The organism is Paraglaciecola sp., assembly GCF_030730205.1.
Classification (GTDB): domain Bacteria; phylum Pseudomonadota; class Gammaproteobacteria; order Enterobacterales; family Alteromonadaceae; genus Paraglaciecola.
The window spans coordinates 1-21,008 of sequence record NZ_JANQVQ010000058.1 but is presented as its reverse complement, the minus strand read 5'-3'; the positions used below and the strand labels follow the sequence as shown (position 1 = coordinate 21,008).

Annotated in this window: 16 protein-coding genes; 11 read left to right on the top strand and 5 right to left on the bottom strand. The window is 44.9% G+C overall.

The features are described 5' to 3' along the window. Positions 1-429: 429 nt before the first annotated feature. Entirely contained in the window at positions 430-966 is a 537-nt protein-coding gene (sodC, locus tag NWQ57_RS05305; RefSeq protein ID WP_306021094.1) for a superoxide dismutase [Cu-Zn] SodC, read from the bottom strand. A 365-nt stretch (positions 967-1,331) separates the two neighbouring features. Between sodC and NWQ57_RS05300 the strand changes: the two genes are divergently transcribed. The 3 genes from NWQ57_RS05300 (at position 1,332) to NWQ57_RS05290 (ending at position 5,440) form a co-directional block, all read left to right on the top strand. After that, positions 1,332-2,378 (top strand): serine hydrolase, encoded by a 1,047-nt coding sequence (locus NWQ57_RS05300; protein ID WP_306021093.1) that lies wholly within the window; start codon positions 1,332-1,334, stop codon positions 2,376-2,378. 13 nt (positions 2,379-2,391) lie between these two features. Continuing rightward, entirely contained in the window at positions 2,392-3,090 is a 699-nt protein-coding gene (locus NWQ57_RS05295) for an RluA family pseudouridine synthase (RefSeq protein ID WP_306021092.1), read from the top strand. A 358-nt stretch (positions 3,091-3,448) separates the two neighbouring features. Beyond that, positions 3,449-5,440: a methyl-accepting chemotaxis protein gene (locus NWQ57_RS05290; RefSeq protein WP_306021091.1), complete on the top strand. Its 1,992-nt coding sequence runs from the start codon at positions 3,449-3,451 to the stop codon at positions 5,438-5,440. A 67-nt stretch (positions 5,441-5,507) separates the two neighbouring features. Here the strand turns inward: NWQ57_RS05290 and NWQ57_RS05285 are convergent, their stop codons facing one another. Continuing rightward, complete coding sequence (locus NWQ57_RS05285) at positions 5,508-6,305, bottom strand: PRC-barrel domain containing protein (RefSeq protein ID WP_306021090.1); 798 nt, start codon at positions 6,303-6,305, stop codon at positions 5,508-5,510. Between the two features lie 263 nt (positions 6,306-6,568). Here NWQ57_RS05285 and NWQ57_RS05280 point away from each other — a divergent pair, with 263 nt between their 5' ends. The 8 genes from NWQ57_RS05280 (at position 6,569) to NWQ57_RS05245 (ending at position 18,182) form a co-directional block, all read left to right on the top strand. Next, on the top strand, positions 6,569-7,438 hold the full coding sequence (locus NWQ57_RS05280) for an alpha/beta hydrolase (protein ID WP_306021089.1): 870 nt from the start codon (positions 6,569-6,571) through the stop codon (positions 7,436-7,438). A 139-nt stretch (positions 7,439-7,577) separates the two neighbouring features. Further along, a complete protein-coding gene (locus NWQ57_RS05275; RefSeq protein ID WP_306021088.1) occupies positions 7,578-8,963 on the top strand; it encodes an FGGY-family carbohydrate kinase in 1,386 nt (461 codons plus the stop codon). A gap of 243 nt (positions 8,964-9,206) precedes the next feature. Next, positions 9,207-9,992, top strand: a complete 786-nt coding sequence (locus NWQ57_RS05270; protein ID WP_306021087.1) for a DeoR/GlpR family DNA-binding transcription regulator — start codon at positions 9,207-9,209, stop codon at positions 9,990-9,992. A 313-nt stretch (positions 9,993-10,305) separates the two neighbouring features. After that, positions 10,306-12,498, top strand: a complete 2,193-nt coding sequence (locus NWQ57_RS05265) for a bifunctional rhamnulose-1-phosphate aldolase/short-chain dehydrogenase (protein ID WP_306021086.1) — start codon at positions 10,306-10,308, stop codon at positions 12,496-12,498. 16 nt (positions 12,499-12,514) lie between these two features. After that, positions 12,515-13,804, top strand: coding sequence for an L-rhamnose catabolism isomerase (gene rhaI / locus NWQ57_RS05260; RefSeq protein ID WP_306021085.1), 1,290 nt, complete (start codon positions 12,515-12,517; stop codon positions 13,802-13,804). A gap of 75 nt (positions 13,805-13,879) precedes the next feature. After that, entirely contained in the window at positions 13,880-14,836 is a 957-nt protein-coding gene (locus NWQ57_RS05255; RefSeq protein WP_306021084.1) for a glycoside hydrolase family 43 protein, read from the top strand. A gap of 6 nt (positions 14,837-14,842) precedes the next feature. Further along, positions 14,843-17,335, top strand: a complete 2,493-nt coding sequence (locus tag NWQ57_RS05250) for a glycosyl hydrolase 115 family protein (RefSeq protein WP_306021083.1) — start codon at positions 14,843-14,845, stop codon at positions 17,333-17,335. Positions 17,336-17,585: 250 nt separating this feature from the next. Beyond that, positions 17,586-18,182, top strand: a complete 597-nt coding sequence (locus NWQ57_RS05245; protein WP_306021082.1) for a bifunctional 2-polyprenyl-6-hydroxyphenol methylase/3-demethylubiquinol 3-O-methyltransferase UbiG — start codon at positions 17,586-17,588, stop codon at positions 18,180-18,182. Positions 18,183-18,213: 31 nt separating this feature from the next. Here NWQ57_RS05245 and NWQ57_RS05240 read toward each other — a convergent pair whose 3' ends face one another. From NWQ57_RS05240 to NWQ57_RS05230, 3 genes are all read right to left on the bottom strand, one after another. After that, positions 18,214-19,347 carry an HNH endonuclease gene (locus NWQ57_RS05240; RefSeq protein ID WP_306021081.1) on the bottom strand — a complete coding sequence of 378 codons (1,134 nt, stop codon included), beginning with the start codon at positions 19,345-19,347 and terminating at the stop codon, positions 18,214-18,216. A gap of 182 nt (positions 19,348-19,529) precedes the next feature. Beyond that, complete coding sequence (locus NWQ57_RS05235) at positions 19,530-20,549, bottom strand: nuclease-related domain-containing protein (protein WP_306021095.1); 1,020 nt, start codon at positions 20,547-20,549, stop codon at positions 19,530-19,532. 8 nt (positions 20,550-20,557) lie between these two features. Beyond that, positions 20,558-20,980: a restriction endonuclease gene (locus tag NWQ57_RS05230; protein ID WP_306021080.1), complete on the bottom strand. Its 423-nt coding sequence runs from the start codon at positions 20,978-20,980 to the stop codon at positions 20,558-20,560. Between the last annotated feature and the right edge of the window lie 28 nt (positions 20,981-21,008).

Below are 21,008 nucleotides of genomic sequence, written 5' to 3'. Positions count from 1 at the left end.
CAAACATGGCCCTACCCGCAGGCCTTGAAAAACCACAGCACAGCTTGGAATATTACCAATCTCTCATATTCCCATATGCACCAGGACAGGGGTGAAACGGAATTAGTTAGTAGCATAGCTTCGCCTCGGTTAACGCTTCACATGGACGTGAAGCCCAAGTAACGATCATCGTGAACGAGTTTCTGACTCGACTCATTTTCGGGCGCCATCCTTGTCGCTCGACCTTACTTCTTTCGAGCGGCCGAAAGAAGTAAGCAAGAAAGGCCGCTCTGCAGCCAAACTCTCGTCCCTACGCGACTTGACTAAGTAGATTTAGTTTTGTCCTTGTCCAACAAGGTTGGAGGGCCTCACTTTGGCACTGCAGAAGAAGAAAAATAGCATGCTTTTAGCCACATAGGGTCAGGTGATTTACCTGACCCACTGGACTAATTATTTTGAAATAACGCCGCAGGCTACTCGCTCCCCGCCACCGCCTAATGGCTTGGGGGTATCAGAATAGTTGTCACCACCGGCATGGATCATGATGGCGCGTCCTTGAATGTCTTCAAGTTCAAGCTCTGGCGCAAAAACTGGATGAGTGGCATGACCATCTTCGTCTACAAACAAAGTGGGTAAATCACCTTCGTGACCTTCCTCAGACCAAGGAACACTGTGTTTACCGGTATCTTCGGGATCAAAGTGTCCACCGGCTGCACCACCTAAGACTTTTTTTCCGTCTTTCATGCTAGTTGAACAATCACCATGTTGATGAATGTGAAAGCCATGAAGTCCAGGGGCTAAACCGCTTAGATTGGGTGTAAACACCACGCCGTCATCATCATAGTCACTGACCATAATAGTGCCGATGCTTTTACCGGTTTTTAGATCGTTCATGGTTACCGATGTGGCATGGTCGTCTGCGTAACTTACGCTGCTTAATGCCAAAGAAATGGAACCAACTACTGCAGATAATACATATTTGTTCATAAAGTTCTCCGTTGTGGCCGCGATTATTTTACCGCTAAGCAAGGGTGAAATAGCTGTCACTTACAAGGGAGCACAAAGCACACCAGAATGAGAGCTTGGGCTAGTAAAATTCTCGGAAGGCTTATAATCATTGGCCTAACAAGCTGTGTTAAGAAAAAAATACCTGGCTGATTGTTTTGTTGAAAAAGGAGTTTAGTTTCCATCTCTGAAAATATTACTGATAAACTTTGAAGAATTAACACAGTGCTAATATCCATATAAAGGTGCATTGCCAGTGATTTATTCAAGCCGACAAGCACTGCTTACCTTGTCCTTTAACGGCGAAGGCCTATAGGTAATTGCCTGTCAAAAATAGAGAGAAAAACGTGAAAAAAACACCACTGACTACTCGTATTCTTCGCATTATTATGCCGCTGATTGCAGTGCTGTGCATTTTTCTTTGGGCCCCGTGGCAAGCGGGCTTGATGTATTTGAGCCCTTTGCCTGATTCGATCCAAGAGCAGCTAGATGATGCCATTAAGTATGACTTAGACGGTATTATTGTTTATGTGCAGCAGGCTGATAATGCGCCTGAGTTTTATGCAGCTGGCTTCAACAACAGAGATACTAAAACCCCGGCTGATCCCCATGTGTTATTTAAAATTGCCAGTATTAGTAAACTCTATATCGCGGCAGCAACGGCTAAGCTGGTTGCTGCGCAGCGCCTATCTCTGGATGGCACCCTAGCAGAGTATTTACCAGAGTTGGCTAACAGAATAGAGCATGCACAGAGCATTACCCTTCGTATGTTGGTTCAGCATCGCAGTGGTATCTTTAATTTTACCGATGATCCTGACTTTCCTTGGGACAACATGCCAACCCATAGCAGTGAGTTGTTAACGTTTGGTTTAGATAAACCCGCTGAGTTTGCACCAGATGAAAGCTATCAATACTCCAATACTAATTATTTGTTGATTGGTAACATTTTAGATAAAACCTTGGGTTACAGCCATCATCGCTACATCACCGAGCAAATATTAATGCCGCTTGGCTTAAGGCGTACGTTTAATGTGCCCAGTGAAGTGAATTTAGCCGAGCTTTCGAGTGGGTATTTCATTGGTTACGATGGCGATTTAAAAACTCAGCCTCATGTAGGTGCGAGCGGTTCAATGATTGCCAGCGCAGAGGACGTTGGCACGTTTTTGCGGGCCTTAAATGACGGTTCATTGCTGAACGAACAAGAGCAAGCCATTTACGCTTCAATTTACGTGTTTGAGCATACTGGCTTAGTGCCGGGCTACTCCAGTATCGCCCGTTATCATCCTGATATTGATACGGTAGTGATTCAATTTGTTAATACCAGCGGCGGTAACTCGTGGACCACCACAGAGGTCATTTATGGACGAATTATCAAACTCTTGCACCAGCGCTAAAGGTCCCAACAGCATGACAAACCAAGCGATTGTTGACGACTTTGTTGCGCCTCCGTGCAAGGGGGTAGTTAGGATCCTCTATCAAGATAACGATATTTTATTGATTAACAAACCCAGCGGTTTGTTGAGTTTATCAGGTAAAAACCCCCTTAATTGGGATTCTGTTCATCACCGTTTAGTGCACGGCCAACAGGGCGAAAGTCCCGCTTTTTTACAGGCCAGTTTGCCGCACCGACTCGACTTTGGTACCTCAGGTATTATGGTGGTGGGTTTGCACCGTGCAGCAACCACACATCTGAACAAACAGTTTCAAGCTGGCAGTATTACAAAACGCTATGTTGCCATGTTAGACGGCTGGCTTGAACATGAGCATGGGCAAATAAGTGCTGCTATCGCCAAAGATGTGCACCATTTCCCCCGTGTTAAAATTTGCCATGCAACAGGTAAAACAGCGATAAGCGACTATGTGGTGCTACAGCGTTTTGATAAGCCTCGCCGTACTTTGGTTGAGTATTCCCCGCTAACGGGTCGCACCCATCAATTACGCATTCATAGTTTATTGATAGGCCACCCAATAGTGGGCTGTGACTTGTATCACGCAGAGGGGAGTCAGCCCATGGCAGAGCGTTTGCTGCTGCACGCCCGTGATATCGATTTTTTGCATCCAAGCAGTGGTGAGCTAACGCAAGGGCAATGCCCTAGCCCTTTTTAACCTCGTGTTTGTTAAGATAACGTGCTTTTCACTATGTATTTATATTGCGTAAGTGTAGGGTGGAATAACAAACTCTTTTTTGGCCCAGAACATTCCCTTCATCTGTGCTAAGTCATCGACTCAACTATATTTTTTGTTGACCTCTACCAAAACTATTCTTTAATTGAGATGCATGACTAAACATTTCTCGGCATGGGTTTTTATGCTATTTATTATGATAGTTGTTGATTTTTTATCCTATTTTGTCTGTCGCTGCCGATAGAAAAAGCGTTACATTTGATGTGTTACACCTTGTTGGCTAAACGCCGCGTTACCGATAAACCAATACAAATTCACCCAAAAAATAAAGGCGATAACTATGGATAAAAAAGCGTTATTAATATCGAGTAAAGCGAGTTTTCTCAGTGCAGGTTTACTTGTGACCGCCATCGTACTCATTTATGTGGTGATGCAAACGCTTGCCTTGCCACTGATGCAAAAAGAAGTAGAAAAAAAAGAGTTACTGCGGGTATTGGCCAGCGCAAATGAGGTGAGAACTGAGCTGAGCAAGGGAGCCGTGGTAACGCAAAGCATCGCTGCGCTGGCGCAAACAGTGCCATTACAAGAATCGGCGTTTTTACAAATATTCCCCACTATTATTGACCATTTTGGCAACACTAATATAGCGGGAGGTGGTATTTGGCCTGAACCCAATATGTTCAGTAACGGTGTAGAAAGAAACGCATTTTTTTGGGCGCGCAACAAGACAGGGCAGTTAGAAAAAGTGGATGATTACAATCAAGCCGATGGTAATGGTTATCACAATGAAGCTTGGTATACCGTGGGGCGCACCTTAAAAGCAGGGCAATGCGCTTGGTCAGAAGCCTACGAGGATACTTCCAGTGGCACCGCGATGGTGACTTGCACCGTACCCATTAATCGAGAGGGGCGTTTTTGGGGAGTGGCTACGGTGGACTTAATGTTGGCCGGATTAGACCAGTTGTTTCAACGTCAAAATCAAGAATCCGGTGGCTTTAGTTTTGTACTAGGACAGGGCCAACAAATCATCAGCTTTCCTAGCATCCGCTCTAACTCGTTGGATATGTTAAAACTTGATGAGGTTGCAGCCAAAGACAGTAGTTTAAGGCCTCTGCAAACGGCAATAAATAGCGGCCAAGCGATAAGTGAGCTGCCAAAGGGAGTGGTTAAAGGTAGTGCGTCTTTGTTAGCTGTATTGGATATGCCCGACGAAGGTTTAAAAATAGGGATAGTACTGCCAGATGAAATTATTCAAGAGCCTGTGAACAATTTGAGCTTGAGCCTGTACGCTACCTTAATTCCAATGATTTTGCTCTTTGTGGGTATCTTGATTTTTAATGCTAATAAGGTCATGGCTTGGGTCAATGAAACGACTGAGCAAATACGCATGCTCATTAGTGGAGGAAGTACTGCAAAACTGCGCATTGAACGCTTGGATGAAATCGGTAAATTGAAAGAAGCAGTCAACCAATATGGCGAGCATTTAAATGGTTTGTTAGGTCAAATTGCCGAAGAGGCTTCTGAGTCAAAAGTACGGGCTAAACAATTAAGTGATATGGCATCAGTATTGAAAGGGCGAGCAGAATCACAACTAACCGAAAATAATATGTTAGCAGCCGCCATCACTGAAATGTCTGCCAGTGCAGCTGAAGTCGCACAAAATACTAAAGCCACCTCTGAATCTGTGGATGAAACGCAAGGTTTAGTCCATCGTCGTATGGATGACGTCATCGAAAATAGCAAAGCCAATGAAGCATTGTCAGCGGTGTTGCAGCAAACGGCAGATATTATTAATCGATTGGCCTCAGATGCTCAACAAATGGGAGCAATGTTAGACGTGATAAAAAGCATTTCTGAGCAAACCAATTTACTGGCGCTGAACGCCGCAATTGAAGCAGCACGAGCAGGTGAGCAAGGCAGAGGATTTGCTGTCGTCGCAGACGAGGTGCGTACCTTAGCAGGACGCTCACAAGAGTCAGCCAATAAAATAGAAGGAATGATTGCCCAACTTCAAGCTTCTGCGGCTAAGGGGGTGGAGGTGATTGTCAGTTCACAATCGATGTCAATTGAGTCTTTGAAGCGTAGCGAAAAGGTTATCGCCGGATTCAGAGAAATTATTGAGGTGTTTACCGGTATTGGGCAAAGTACTTCGCAAATCGCGGTGGCGGCCAGTGAGCAATCCAGTGTGTCTGGTGAGATTAATCACCTCGCAGAGAGTATCAGGATGAGCAACGATCTGAATTCAAAAGACGCGAGCGAATTAGCCCGAGTGAGTCAATCGTCTTCAGAGTTATCTAATCGTTTGTACGAATTAAGTAAAGGTCACCGTTAAGGTTATTATTCACCTCTGAAGATGGGCTCAAGGTTGCTGCCTTGAGCTCATCTCTAGTTCGCAGATCTTATAACGCGAGTAACTTGGCTTTCATCTGCTCTTGATAGATACGATCACCTAACAGTGCGTGGTCAAACTCGGGGCAGTGTTTAATCTCATCTTCGCTTAAAGTGCACACGACCTTTTGCTCTAACCAATTGATCTCTTTGATGTGTTTAGGAGCAATTAGCACTTTTTTACCCCCTGGCAGTAATTGATGGGTGTCAACAATAATCAAGGGGATCTCCCAGTTGTTGGTGTCGAGGATAAGATCGTGTATTTGCCCAAATTCCCCGTCTCTCGCTTTGATGGTATAGCCCTGAAGTTCGTCAATAGAGCGAAGGTGATTACTTTCAACGCCCTCTACTAATGCAGAACGAGACAGCTCCTCCGCACTACGAGCGGGGGTAATTTGTGACAGTGCAGTAGGATGAGCGTATTCACCCCACGCGCCGGGGCCTGTCCAATAATAACCATAACCAAAATATCTGTAATACAGTTCTTCGTATTCTCGTGAAACGGTTAAATGGTCATCAACAGAGGGGCTGTCTTTGACCATTTGCTTCGTTAAGTTCACTTCGATTTTTTCATTTTCGATATCAAAACGACTCAACGAAATGGGAGAAATTAATACTTTATCGCCTAAGGGCAGCCATCTGTGCGTGTCGGCATACATATATCGAATTGTCCACGCTCGGTCGTCAAATAGAAAATCTTTACTTACTCCAATGTCGCCATCAGTAGCGGCAATAGTGAATCGTTTAATATCTCGTAATCCTGCATACATGGTATTTCTCCAGAATGAAATGACTTTAGTCTCTATCAAAATTTTTACTCACCAAGTAACGGAGCAAAGTTCAGACCACACTCAGCATAAGCTGATTTATAAGGCTTGTGGGTGCAAAGAGTCGTTTTAGATGAGCAATACGGGGTAAATATTTCCATGGGCTGTGTAATATTTTCAGGTAATAAAACCTCTCGTTGTTGGTATTGAGATAAAAATGACTTTCACTGATTGCAGCTTATTCGATTGATTCTGTGCTGCAGCTTCTTTATTTTAGGGCTACCCAGTTGAAAAAAGAGCGAAAAATGTCTTTCTCTAAATCCGATACTTGCTTTGTTATAAGTTGCATTTTAGCCATGATGACCATGGTAGTTTCCCTTGACGCAACGAGCGCCGAACAGCAAGTGACCTTAAAAAACGGCCTGCTTGCTATACATAACGATGGCGTAGTTACGGGGCAGAATACCAAGGTTAAGGGTGCTGTGCTGCTGATCCATGGTTGGGCGAGTCAGATGAACGAAGTGGGTGATATGTTTCAGCACTTAGCTGCTGAACTTGCTGACCACGGTTACGCCTCGCTTCGTATCAATATTCGCGGAGAAAGTGAACGAGAACTCACGCAATATACCTTAACGAGCACCTTCGCCAGTCGTATCGACGATGCACAAACTGGTTTGAACTATTTGCGCCAAACCTACCCACAAGAACAAATTGGTGTTGTGGGATTTAGCCTAGGCGGGTCCACCGCATTGGCTTTGGTAGGAAAGAATCCGCAAGCCATAAAAAGTGTGGTGCTGTGGTCTAGTGCCGGTGATCCTGCAGATTTAATGACAGAAATGTCACCTGCGTTAATTCAACAGGTATTAACGGAAGGTGAAGGGAAAATGCAATCTTGGGTAGAATTAACTATCACGCGTCAGCACCTATTAGGTTTGCTGGGTTATGATGTTTTCACGCCCTTAAAAAACTATTATGGCGCACTGCTGTCGATTCGCGGCAGCGATGATTTTGTAAAACCACAAGAAAATAGCATTTTTGCTGCCACTCACGCCCAGCCTCAAGAATTTTATTTACTCAGTGGGGCCGACCATATTTTTCATGTGCTCGACCCTCAAAAGAATTATGCCAAAAGGGTCATTGCTCACACCCTGCATTGGTTTACACAAACTCTGTAAGACTAAAACGAATAAATGCCACAGACTTTGGCGCATTTTTAACGCACTGAGCCTGCCCTGTCTTTTAATAGACAAATTGTGAAAACAATGTAAACATTCGATTATTGATTGATTTTGACTGATTATGGTTGGTGTTGAAGTGAGTGAGCAAGTTACCTTAGTATTTGATATTGGTAAAACCCATGTAAAATTGCAGGTTGTAGATTGTAATTTGCAGCCGCTGATTGAAGCTAAGACAAAAAATCAGGTGCTTCAAGGGCAGCCTTATCCACAGGCTGATGTTGAGGGCATTTGGCATTGGTTAGTCGCCACCTTGTCTGATTGGACGATAACCGAGTCCATCACTGATATCGTAGTAACCACACATGGTGCGACTGCGGCCCTAGTCAATCCCGCTTTATCACATGAACGAGCTCTCACTTTGCCTATCCTCGATTATGAATATAGCGATATCAACGATTTTGCCGCTGAATACAATCAGCTTAGGCCTGATTTTTCTGAGACCTTTTCACCTGCTCTGCCCGCAGGCTTAAATCTGGGGCGACAACTGTTTTGGTTGAGCCGAAAGTTTCCTACTGAATTTGCGCAAGCCAGCCATATTCTTATGTACCCGCAATATTGGATCTGGCGTTTAACCGGCCACTGCAGCACAGAAGTCACGTCTTTAGGTTGTCATACCGATTTGTGGGCGCCGGCCACTAAGCAATATTCTTCGTTAGTGAAAAAATTGGCTTGGTCAAAGCGATTAGGTAAACCTACTAGTGCGTGGTTAGAGGTCGCAAAGGTGCAAGCCTCCGTGGCCCATTTAACAGGTTTATCAGCTCAATGCCGTGTGTTTGGCGGATTGCATGATAGTAACGCCAGTTATTTACGCTATCTACAGTCTCAGAATAAACAAGATTTCACTGTGATCTCAAGTGGCACATGGACCATATTGATGTCATCTGCACAGGGAGTGAGCTTGGACGAGCGTAAAGACATGCTGGCCAACGTTGACGTCAATGGCCATCCTGTCGCGTGCGCGCGCTTTATGGGTGGCAGAGAGTACGAGACTATTTGCGCCAAGTTAGGCGGTGATGTTGTGCAAGATGAGTCCGAGCAGGCTTTACTGCACGTACTGCAACAGCAGTACATGGTAACGCCTGATTTTAGCGAAGGTAATGGCCCCTTTGGTGGTAACCTTCCGGTGATTCAAGCGCCTGCTAAGAGCCAGTATGCCCAAGCGATTGCAACATTGTACTGCGCGTTAATGATTGATTATCAATTAAGTCAGCTCAATGCCTGCGGTAATATTTATATTGAAGGGGCGTTTATCCAAAACCGGCTGATGTGCCAATTAGTTGCGCAGTTGCGCCAAGATCAATCTCTGTACTTGTCGTCAGATGGCAGCGGCACAGTACAAGGCGCCGCCATGCTAAGCCAATGGCACAAAGCCAGTGCGGCTTTACATCACGACAGGTGTTATGCCAGTGAGTTTGATGAACTTATCGCTTATAAACAGCACTGGTTAACTTTACTTAATTGATTTTTATCATGCGTGGTTTGCACATCTTTTTGATTTAATTTGAGTCTTAATCAATCAAAAAATTAAAACTTGATTGATTATGATGAGAATGTTGTATACTTTTGTAACTTATGCAGGAATTTTGATTTTAACTGAGTAAATGAGGCTGTATTGTGCCCTTGGCTAGTTACCTTATTATCGCTTCTTGCAGCCATTAGGATATAGCGGTTAGTGTCTCGTTAGCCGCACGACTGGAGAGTGTTTATGTTAGAAAAACAGCGCCAACAGCTTATTTTAGATTTGCTTGAAGAAAATACCTTTGCCAGTGTTAAAGTGTTGTGTGAACAGCTCAACTCCTCTGAAGCGACCATTCGACGTGATTTAAATAAACTGGCCGAAACCAAACAAATCAAGAAAATTCGTGGCGGCGCCGAAGTCCTTGCAGCAAAAGACAAAGTTGTTCGGAAAATCTCTGGTAGTGCTTTTTTAGCCGCCAAAGAACGCCATCCCAATACCAAACGCCGCATAGCGCAAAAAGCCGTTGAGTTATGCGCTGACGATGAATCCATCATCATCAATGGTGGCAGTTCTACCTATATGATGGCGGAGTTTTTACGCCAGCGGCGCATGAATATTTTGACTAACTCTTTTGTATTAGCGCAAGAGTTACTAGAAAACAGCGACAATCAGATTACCTTGCCGGGCGGTGAAATTTACCGTAAACAAAGCATCATCTTGAGTGCTTTTGAAAACGACACTATCCAGAATTATCACGGCAGTAAAATGTTCATGGGTACGCCAGGTATCAGCGAATATGGCGTGATGGAGACCGATCCGCTTCTTATAAGAGCAGAGCAAAAACTGCGCAAGCGCGCGGAAAAACTAATTGTATTGGCTGATAGTTCTAAAATCGGCGTCAAAGGTAATTTAATCTTCAGTGCCCTAAGTGACGTGGATATTGTGATAACCGACAGCCATGCCGATCCAGAAATTCTCGCCATTTTTGAGCGTGAAGGCATTGAAGTTATCATTGTTGAAGCGTCAGACTAAGCATCTAAACCCTCTCACAACTCCATAGCGAGTTACCCCTTTCTGTTGGCCATCAACCTATCATCTGATGTTGGTGGCTCAGGTCTTTTGCTGTTTACTCAATTCTTTGCAGTAATGTTTGTCCTCACTCTTTGAGTCTGATGGCCTAGCCTAGGCTTTGCTGCCTGATTCATAATTTTCATTTTCAGCATAAAATCGTCATCCAGTGATTGAATATGATTGACAAAGATTAAATCAGATGTATATTGATTGTTAATGTATTGTGTTATTTTTTATGCACGTTATTTTTAGCCCTAGCAATCAGGAATCATCAATGGCATACCAACCAAGCGAATTTAGACACGTTAAGTATCTTTGGGAAGATGAAGTCGCAGACAAACTCGAGCCAGTAGAAAACTTGGTCTATCGCTCTAATAAATTAGGAGAAGACCAGCGTATTACTAATACGGGTGGTGGTAATACCTCAGCAAAATTGATGGAAACCGATCCTTTAACAGGTGAGCAAGTAGAAGTGCTCTGGGTAAAAGGCTCAGGGGGTGACTTACGTACCTCGAAAAAAGAAAATTTTTCTTCTTTGTACGAAGCCAAATTACATTCCCTAGACACCATTTATCAAAGCTTGCCAGAAAAAGGCTACAAATCGGCTGGCGAAGACGCCATGGTGGGCATGTTTAAACATTGTAATTTTTGTTTGAACCCCCGTGCCTCTTCCATTGATACGCCCTTGCATTCGATGATTTCTGAAAAGCATATCGATCATTTACATCCAAACGCCGTCATCGCTGTGGCATCTTGTAAAGACCAAGAAGCCTTAACCGCCAAAATTTGGAGTGGTAAGTTAGCGTATGTGCCGTGGATGCGCCCTGGTTGGGAAGCTGCCAAGGTATGTGAAGACGCCTATGCCGCTAATCCACAAATTGAAGGTATTTTACTGGGCCAGCATGGCCATACCAACTGGTCATCAGAAAGTAAGTCATGTTACGAAACCTCTTTATGGGTAATCGAAACAGCCGCTCGCTACATTGAACAACACGACAAAGGCGAACAGACCTTTGGTGGGCAAAAATACCAAAGCATGAGCGAGACCAAGCGGAATGCCTTGTTAGTGGAGTTTTTGCCAGTAGCTCGTGGTTTGTTGTCAGATAAAGTGAAGTTTATTGGTACGGTGCAAACCGATGATACCACCTTACGTTTTGTAAATAGTCATGATGCCAAACGACTTGCTGCCTTAGGCACCTCGTGCCCTGACCATTTTCTTCGCACTAAAATTAAACCACTGTTGGTTGAATTTGATCCACAAAATGACAGTTTCGATACCCTTGTCGCCAACTTTAAAGCGGGTTTGGCACAGTATCGTGACGACTATGCAAAATACTACAATCAGTGTAAACGCGATGATTCTCCCGCCATGCGTGACCCCAGCCCTACGGTGGTCTTAATTCCGGGTGTTGGTTTAATTGCATGGGGTAAAAACAAAAGTGAATCTCGGGTTACTGCTGAATTTTACAACTGTGCCATTGAGGTGATGCGTGGCGCTGAAGCCATTAGTGAATATACCGCTTTACCCGTACAAGAAGCCTTTGATATTGAATATTGGGCCTTAGAAGAAGCCAAGTTACAACGCATGCCTGCAGAAAACCCCTTAGCCCGAAACGTGGTTGTGGTGATTGGCGCAGGTGACGGGATTGGAAAAGAAACCGCACATCGCGTAGCAAAAGAAGGCGCTCATGTGGTTTGTGCTGACTTACGTACCGAGGCAGCTGAAGTGACAGCCGCTGAGTTGACGGCAAAATACGGGCAAGGCATTGGGGTGGCTGGTTCAGGTATTTCAAGTTGTGGCCCCGCCATTGCGCTGGGTGTTGACATCACCAAGCGCGAAAGCGTGAAAGCGATGTTCGACCAAGTCATTTTAGCTTATGGCGGTATTGATAATGTAATTGTCACCGCAGGCGTCTTTCTTGCTGAAGGCGATGATTACACCAAAAATGACCAAATTTTTGATTTGAGTTTTGGGGTCAACGTCAAAGGCGGGTATGTTGTTGGGTCTGAAGCAAATCACATATGGCAGCGTCAAAATATGAAAGGCTCTATGGTGCTTACCACCAGCGTTAATGCGGCCGTTTCGAAAAAAGGCTCATTGGCCTACGATACCAGTAAGGCAGCAGCAAACCATTTAGTGCGCGAGTTGGCCGTGAGTTTTGCACCTCTTGTTAACGTTAACGCCCTTGCACCCGCAACTGTTGTGCAAGGCAGTACCATGTTTCCTCGAGATCGCGTGATTTCTTCACTCAGTAAATACAATATTGCCTTTGAAGAAAGCGAAGACACAGACGCCTTACGCACTAAATTAGCCAATTTTTATGCGCAGCGTACCTTAACCAAACAAGCTATTACCCCAGCAGACCAAGCTGAAGCTGCCTATTTATTAATTTCAGGGCAATTAAGCAAAACAACCGGTCAAGTCATAAGCGTAGATGGTGGCTTACATGAAGCCTTCTTACGTTAATTAGGAATAAGTGAACATGCAAAGAATTGAAAAAAGTTTTATTGAAGAGCAAAACCAACGCCATATCGATGATTTAAACAAAGATTTCTCGTATTTGGGTGAAAAGTTATCGCGCAGTGGTATTGATATTGAAACCGTGACGGCAGCGGCTGAAAAGTTTCAAATAGCCGTGCCTTCATGGGGCACCGGTACTGGCGGCACCCGTTTTGCGCGTTTTGCCGGAATAGGCGAGCCTCGTAATATTTTTGAAAAACTGCAAGACTGTGCGGTTATCAATGATATGTCGGCCTGCACTGACAGTGTATCACCGCATTTCCCTTGGGATTGTGTGGATGACTTCAGTGAGTTAAAACAACAGTCAGATGAACTTGGTTTGTCGTGGATTGCGGTTAATTCAAATACCTTTCAAGATCAGCAAGGTCAGGCTCATTCTTATAAATATGGCAGTTTAAGCCATACTGACGCGGCAACCCGTCAGCAAGCGATAGAGCATAACCTCGATGTCATCAAATATGGGCAAGCACTCGGCGCCAAAAGTTTAACGGTGTGGGTGGGTGATGGTTCTAACCATCCTGGCCAACAGCATTTTCAGCGCGCGTTTGAGCGTTATTTAGAAAGCATGAAAAAGATTTATGCAGAGTTACCCTCAGACTGGGAAATGCATATCGAACACAAGATGTTTGAACCGGCGTTTTACTCAACGGTTATTCAAGACTGGGGCAGCAATATCTTAGCCGCCATGGAGCTTGGACCTAAGTGTAAATCGTTGGTTGACCTAGGCCACCATGCGCCAAACGTCAATATCGAAATGATAGTATCGCGCCTGATCCAGTTTAAAAAGTTGGGTGGATTCCATTTTAACGACAGTAAATACGGCGATGATGATCTCGACAGTGGCTCGTTGCATCCCTATCAGCAATTCTTGATTTTCAATGAATTAGTGGATGCCGAAGCCCGCCAGCAAGAAGGCTTTGCTCCGGCTTACATGTTGGATCAATCACACAATGTCACCGATCCAATTGAAAGTTTGATCAACTCTGCTGCTGAAGTACAACGCTCGTATGTTAAAGCACTATTGATTGACCGTGACGCACTTTACGGCCATCAAACTGCCAACGATGCCATCATGGCCAGTAACGAACTTAAAAAAGCCTTTAACTTAGATGTGTCACCCATATTGGCCATGGCACGTTATCGGGCTGGCGGTGCGATTGAACCAATCGCCACCTATCGTCAGTCCGGTTATCGCCAATTAGTCGCCAAGTCACGTCCTTCAACGGGCGGTAATACCTCAGGTATTGTGTAAAGCGTTTTGTTCAATGTGTCCTGTCAAAGGCTGGCTTTTCGTCAGCCTTTTTTTATCAGCAGATCGGAAGTGAAAATGGGTAAGATATTGCGTTTTGCCACACTTTTGGTGGCCATACAGGTGTTGTTCGCTTGTGGGAAACACAATCAGCGCTTACCGGCCGATGATGTGTATATATTTTCATCGTTTCGCGGCAATGGTGAAGATGGACTGCATTTAGCCTATAGCCAAGATGGTTTAAATTGGCAGCCATTAAATAAGGATCAAAGCGTATTAACCCCGCAAATTGGTGGCAAGTTGCTGCGAGATCCCTGCATTATTCTTGGCCCCGATAATATCTTTCACATGGTATGGACCACCGGATGGGAAGATAAGGGCATCGGCCTTGCGCACTCTAGCGATCTTATTAATTGGTCTGCACAACAATACCTCGCTGTTATGGCTGACTTTCCCACTGCCCGCAACGCGTGGGCACCAGAGATAACCTGGGATGAGTTAACACAACAATATTTCATTTACTGGGCATCAACGATACCTGGTACTTATCCGCAAACAGAAGCGAGTGCCGACAAAGGCTGGGATCACCGCATATTTGCCACGACCACTAAAGATTTTGTGCATTACACCCCCACAAAACTCTTTTATCAGCCAGACTTTAACGTCATCGATGCCACCATTACCCAGGTTGCTAACGAATATGTGATGATCGTAAAAGATGAAACGCGCTATCCGCCAGCAAAAAATTTGTTAGTGGCAACAGGCCCATCAATTGAGGGGCCTTGGCTCCTCAATGCCAATCCATTTTCGCCCAAAGACACATGGGTTGAAGGCCCCAGCATATTAACAAGCCATGAAGGTCACTACGTTTATTTTGACCAATACACAGAGCATCGTTATGGCGCTATGTACACCAAAGATTTTCAGCAGTGGCAAGATGTGTCTGAGCACTTAGTCATGCCTGAAGGGAGTCGTCATGGCTCCGCTTTGCGTGTGTCCGCAGTCCAGTTCAACGCATTGCAACAGCTTAGGTAACTATCAATGAATCAAACCTGTTTTAAACCCATATGTCTGCTAATTTTTGCGTGTTGTTATTTACCTTTTTTATCGGTGTTTGCTCAACATAAGGCAGCTAAACCGCCTACCACATTTGAGTTTGTCGGCTTACAGCAGGTGAGCGAGTTTTACATTGATAACGAGGCTGACCCGCTCATTAAGTGGGCGGTCAATCAATTGCTTGACGATATCCATACCATCACTGGGCGTCGTCCAACCTTAAGTCAAGTGAAACAGATGCCAGCAGATGGCGTGCTGATAGGTCAGCTAAATGATGACATAGTGCAGCATGCAAATTTACCCCGTGACCAGCACCAAGGCTTACGAGGCAAATGGGAACATTTTACCTTCAACCTAGGTGCAAAAAATCTTCTCATCGTTGGCAGTGATGTGCGCGGTACCGTTTATGGGGTATTTGAACTAGCCGAACGCTTGGGAGTGTCACCCTGGCAATGGTGGGCCGATGTTACGCCTACGCCACAAAAAATCCTCACTGTTGATTTTGCCGATATTCAGACAATTCAGGGCCCCTCGGTGCAGTATCGAGGCGTGTTTTTAAATGATGAAGGTTGGGGCTTACGGCCTTGGTCAGCGCGCACATTTGATCCCAATTCCGGCAATATCGGTCCGCGCACGTATGAGAAAATATTTCAGTTACTACTGCGCCTAAAAGCCAATTCGATTTGGCCTGCCATGCACCCAGGTACAAATGGCTTTTTCACGGTTGACGGTAATCCAGCCATGGCTGCTAAATACCATATTGTGGTGGGCAGCTCTCATGCCGAACCGATGCTGCGCAACAACGTGGCGGAGTGGGACCACGATAAATTTGGCGATTACAACTATTTTAAAAATAGGGCAAAACTAGATGAATACTGGCGTCAACGCATTAATGACGTAAAAAAATCTGATGTACACACCATCGTTACCTTAGGCATGCGTGGCGTGCATGACAGTAAAATGGAAGGCGCGAAATCCGATGCTGATTCCATCGCTATCTTGCGAGAAATCCTCGCTTCTCAACGTACTATGTTGAGCACTACATTAGAAAAACCAATCACTGATATTCCGCAGGTGTTTATTCCCTACAAAGAAGTGCTGCCACTATATGATGGCGGCTTACAGGTACCTGAAGATGTGACCTTAATGTGGACCGACGATAACTACGGATACATCCGCCGTTTTAGCGAAGGCGCTGAGCTGCAAAGACCGGGCGGCAGTGGCGTTTATTATCATCTGAGTTATTGGGGGCGGCCCCATGATTACTTGTGGTTAAGTACCACCCAGCCAGGCCTTATTTGGTACGAAATGACCCGAGCCTATGCAAACGGGGCTAACAAAATTTGGATAGCTAACGTTGGGGATATCAAACCGGCCGAATATACCACAGAGTTTTTTCTTGATTTAGCCTGGAACATCGACGGCATTAGCGCTGAAAATATTGCCACTCATTTAAGCAATTGGGCCGCTCGCGAGTTTGGCGACGCCGTGGCCGAAGAAGTGAGTGCCATTATGAGCGAATACTATCGTTTGGCCATGTTACGTAAACCTGAATACATGGGCTGGAGTCAAACCGAACCCACCACAAAAACGCAAATCAGTGAATTTAGCGACATAGAAGCAGAAACGCGTATTAGCGCTTATCATCGGCTCACACAGCAAGTTGCTAAGCTGAGTAAACGTATCCCTCACCATCGGCAAAGCGCCTGGTTTGAACTAGTGGCATATCCTGTTCAGGCCGCCGCGGCGATGAACAACAAGTTTTTATATCAACAACTCCTTGCCAACAGTGCATCGCCAACACAGCGCGAGGTGTATAAGCAAGCTGCCCTGCAAGCTTATACACAGATACAACAATTAACTGAACACTATAATCAGTTAGAGCAAGGTAAGTGGCAATACATGATGTCGATGGCCCCGCGAAACCTACCGGTGTTTCACGCGCCTACCTTTGATTTTGTAAAAAGCGCCACTGAGCAAACAATAGACAAAAGCCAAACGGTGTATCTTGACGCCAAAGAGTATGCCCGACACTCTCAACAGCCAAAGGTGCAATGGCAGTCAGTTCAAGGGCTGGGCTACAGCAATGCAGCAATGACATTAAGCCCTTTTAAAATAGAGTATTTTGAGCAGCAACAACCTTGGCTGGAATATGACATCAATATCAAAGCGCCCGGTGAGTATCAGCTCGAACTGCGTTTTTTGCCCACCCATGCGAATGACGTTAATCATCAAGTAAGCGTTGTTATAAACGGTAAAGCACTAAGCAGTAGCAAGCTCAATACCCAAGGCAGAAGCGAAGAATGGAAAACCAATATATTGCGAAATAGTCAAAACCTAGGCTTAGCTTTTACTGTTAAGCAGCCAGGTTTGCACACCATCCGTTTAGCGTTTAATCAAACCGGCATAGTGTTAGACCAACTGGCGATTTATCCGGCCAGTCAGCGGCCTTTTTATGAAATCCCTGCTGCACAGTAAGCATCTGTACCGCCCTATTCCAACCTTGTTGGGCGGCCCACCACCAGCGATAATCATCCAATAGTACAAGGCCCTTGTAACCGTGTTACTCAGGGCCGAAACATTCAACAACAAACAGACTTATTTTAAGTTAGCCACCAACTTAAAATACTGGGCTAGATTATTTCACAGTGATATCGCCAACAAATAGTTTATACCCAGTAAACAGCCGTGTTAGATTTGCTTATCTGTTGCTATCAAAAGCTGAATAATGTTCGATAAAACAATCGATTACTACAACCAACATGCCGATAGTTTTGCAGCGTCTACGGCTTTGCTGGATATGTCTGCCTTGTACGCTGAATTTTTACCGCTGCTAAAACCTAAAGGCCATATTTTGGATGCTGGCTGCGGCAGTGGGCGTGACGCCAGCTACTTTAAACAACAGGGTTTTACCGTTAGCGCCTTTGATGCCAGCCAAGAATTAGTCAATATAGCCAGCATCAACCTACAGCAAAAGGTTGAGTTAACAACCTTTCAGCAATTAGAAGCACAAGAGCAATATGATGGCATTTGGTGCTGTGCCAGCCTGTTACATGTTGCCAAAGGAGAATTGCCCGACGTTTTTGCCCGCTTGCAACGGGCCATGCGGCCCAGTGCGGTGCTGTATGTCTCGTTTAAATACGGCACGGCAGAGCGCGAACAAGGCGGCCGTTTATTTACTGATTTAAACCAAGAATTATTAAACATGCTGCTGGCCACCCAAAGCAGCCTCACACTACTTAAAAGTTGGCAAACCCCCGACATTCGACCCGAGCGCAGCCAAGAAAGCTGGTTAAATGCAGTAATTACCAAAGTAGCTGATTAAATGCGTGCCTGTATTTGGCAACCTTATGTTTTTAGGATGCGAAACGTTCTTGATATAAATCCCGATGATATTGCAGATACTTTACATTTTGCTCACGAACAGTAAGACGCATCTGGTGTGTTATCCCTAATACCTCTGGTCGCTCAAGTAAGGTCGACACTAAAATCTGGCCATCATCTTTAAAAGTGATAAAACCCCTGTCGAATGCTTTATCCAGATTGGCAACTAACAACAATCCATTGTTAGGATCTAAGCGTTCGATATTGCTCGCCGAACGCCAAGGTTTAATATGCGATGCCACTAATATTGCGGGCATTTTATAACCTGTAACAGCGCAGCCGTCCCATTGTTCGAATAGCCTTTGCCTGAATTGTCCTTGCCCCACTCTGGCGCTAACTAAAATAGACTTTTCTGTTGGGCTTAAACTGTCACTTTGCAAAATGTCGTCAACGTCAGCGGTAACATCAACCTGGCCCAAATCAGCCAAAAACTCGCCATATGACTTTAGCGCACTGCTATACATTTTTTTGCCGCGCAGGTCTTTTTCACGAAACTCCGACAACTCGTAAAGGGGCGTAGTCGCGCGCTTATATTCATGAAACGAGCCAATGGCCGTTAAATTTTCATGTGCAAACTGGTGGCTTTTTACCAAATCAGTTAAAACGCCCTGCACCGCACCTAAATAATTCTTGGCCGTTTTTTCAGAATTACCTAAACCAAGCAACCAACGTTTATACAACTCTGGCAAGCGTGTGAGGTTTTGCGTTAACGCTAAACGCAGATCTGAACGAACAAAGCTACTTTGCATCAGCTCAAAAAGCCCATTATCCAAATAGGCATAAGCAATTTTGCTTTTGCTAAAACCGCTGATAGTAATTAAATCGACACCTACTACCGGTTGTAGGTGCCAAAAGCCCTCTGACGTCAAATGGTAGAAAGGATTCTCAGGGGTGTCTTGATCATTGCCTGCTCGTAGTCGCTGAAAATGAAGGGTAAAACTTTGTTTTAGCGCGTCATTAAACACGATGCGATTTTCATAAATCACACCGCACTCTATCAAATCCATAACAGCCAACAACATGCACACTTTATGCGGTTTGTTGTGTCCTTGCAGCCGCATTGTATTTAACTCTCGGAATTTATTGATATAAAACTCAAGCGCCATCCTAACCACCAGAAATTAAAACCGTTTTCACGATGACAGTTTGCCAGGGCATAACAAACCAGCCAAGTAATTAAACTTTCTTTGCAGTAAGCTCATGGGCAGTAATGTGCTAACAAGCAATCTGCGCTGTAAAAAAATGCCGAAGTGACATAAAACAGTAATTTACCGAACCGTCTTTTAGGCTAGTGAACAATTGAAAAGGATTTATCGCAATCCGAGCATAACAGTTGATACAGCTCACGACGTTTACTTATTTTAGTGCGCTGGCTATTGCATGAGGGACACGGCTGCTTTAAGGGCGTATTGCGACCACATGCACCACACTGAACATAGTAACCATAACGGCCGGATTGAGTGGTGAGTGAACTACAATCACCGCAGTGTTTGCACTGTAGGGTTATGCTATTGGTATTAAATTGTCGCGCAGAAGTCACAGTTGGTACAACACTGTTGTTGACTAACGCAGGTGCTTTGCCAGATTGCGCCTTTGATGAAGTGCTTATGTTGCTTGGCAAAGGCCAAACAACATGGGGGCCAATATCTATGGTACTTTGATGTTGTGGCGTATTACCTAGCAAAAACTGACATACATTGTTGAGCTCTTGCTGGTTAAATGGGGGTCGGGTGTCGCAAATTTTACCAACAACGTTGTAGAACTTTTTAAAGTTCATCTTTTTATCCAAAACGTCGGTAATAAACTCTGACTTTACCCATTTATCCGCAATGTCTTTCGGTGCATTGGCGCGGTCGATAACGGTATCGCTTGAGATAGCACAGAACACATCATAACAACGTGCCCCCAGGCCTTGCTGAATTCCTAAAAATTTACCAATGACCTTTTCGGCATTGGCACACAGATATTGCTTTAGCAATTTTAACTGCAGCTCAGCCTGCTTAATCGGCGATGGCATGCCACTCCACTTTCCCTGGTAGCTGCGGGTCCACTCACCGTATTCATTAACCTTTACCTCACCGCGAATGCTCTTTGATTCCACCACGATAAAGCCATAGGTATACACAATAAGGTGGTCAATCTGCGCGCTTTCGCCATCGTGCTCAATGCGCAAGTCATTTAGCACCATGACGTTGTCACGATTTTTGTAAGCACGGCGCAGGTAAAACGCTACGTCGTGCTCTTGCTTAATGCCTGCATCCAGTTTGATAGATGCCGAGCTGGTTTGGGTTTTGTCTTTTAAAATCATCGTCAAACTTAATCTTCAAAATAATCGCTGTCGAACTTGGGTATTTTGACAATACGGGTCGATACGCCAACTTCGTGGTCAATCATCAGCTCTGCCAGTTTAATACCGTCGACCAACACAATACGTTCGACTGATTTGGCAAACTCAACTGCCTGCGCGGTATAGGCTGAGGTAGTAATAAACACGCCTTTAGTAGCACGCTGGCCAGCTAAGGCACCATAAAAACCCTGAATCTCTGGCCGGCCAACGCTGCTTTGCCAGCGTTTGGCTTGCACATACACCTTTTCCAGGCCTAACTTATCCAGCGAGATCACGCCATCAATACCACCATCACCTGACCCACCAACCCGCTGTAGATCATTGCGGTTTGCGCCGTAACCCATTTTATGCAGCAAATCTAAAACATGATCTTCCCCCGATCTTGTAGACACTCAGCTTGCCTTTGAATACAACTTTTCA

Excerpts from the sequence above, each read along its gene's own strand:
- sodC (WP_306021094.1), bottom strand. The coding sequence starts at position 966 with ATGAACAAATATGTATTATCTGCAGTAGTTGGTTCCATTTCTTTGGCA.
- NWQ57_RS05295 (WP_306021092.1), top strand. The coding sequence starts at position 2,392 with ATGACAAACCAAGCGATTGTTGACGACTTTGTTGCGCCTCCGTGCAAG.
- NWQ57_RS05290 (WP_306021091.1), top strand. The coding sequence starts at position 3,449 with ATGGATAAAAAAGCGTTATTAATATCGAGTAAAGCGAGTTTTCTCAGT.
- NWQ57_RS05280 (WP_306021089.1), top strand. The coding sequence starts at position 6,569 with ATGTCTTTCTCTAAATCCGATACTTGCTTTGTTATAAGTTGCATTTTA.
- NWQ57_RS05270 (WP_306021087.1), top strand. The coding sequence starts at position 9,207 with ATGTTAGAAAAACAGCGCCAACAGCTTATTTTAGATTTGCTTGAAGAA.
- NWQ57_RS05265 (WP_306021086.1), top strand. The coding sequence starts at position 10,306 with ATGGCATACCAACCAAGCGAATTTAGACACGTTAAGTATCTTTGGGAA.
- rhaI (WP_306021085.1), top strand. The coding sequence starts at position 12,515 with ATGCAAAGAATTGAAAAAAGTTTTATTGAAGAGCAAAACCAACGCCAT.
- NWQ57_RS05255 (WP_306021084.1), top strand. The coding sequence starts at position 13,880 with ATGGGTAAGATATTGCGTTTTGCCACACTTTTGGTGGCCATACAGGTG.
- NWQ57_RS05250 (WP_306021083.1), top strand. The coding sequence starts at position 14,843 with ATGAATCAAACCTGTTTTAAACCCATATGTCTGCTAATTTTTGCGTGT.
- NWQ57_RS05245 (WP_306021082.1), top strand. The coding sequence starts at position 17,586 with ATGTTCGATAAAACAATCGATTACTACAACCAACATGCCGATAGTTTT.
- NWQ57_RS05240 (WP_306021081.1), bottom strand. The coding sequence starts at position 19,347 with ATGGCGCTTGAGTTTTATATCAATAAATTCCGAGAGTTAAATACAATG.
- NWQ57_RS05235 (WP_306021095.1), bottom strand. The coding sequence starts at position 20,549 with ATGATTTTAAAAGACAAAACCCAAACCAGCTCGGCATCTATCAAACTG.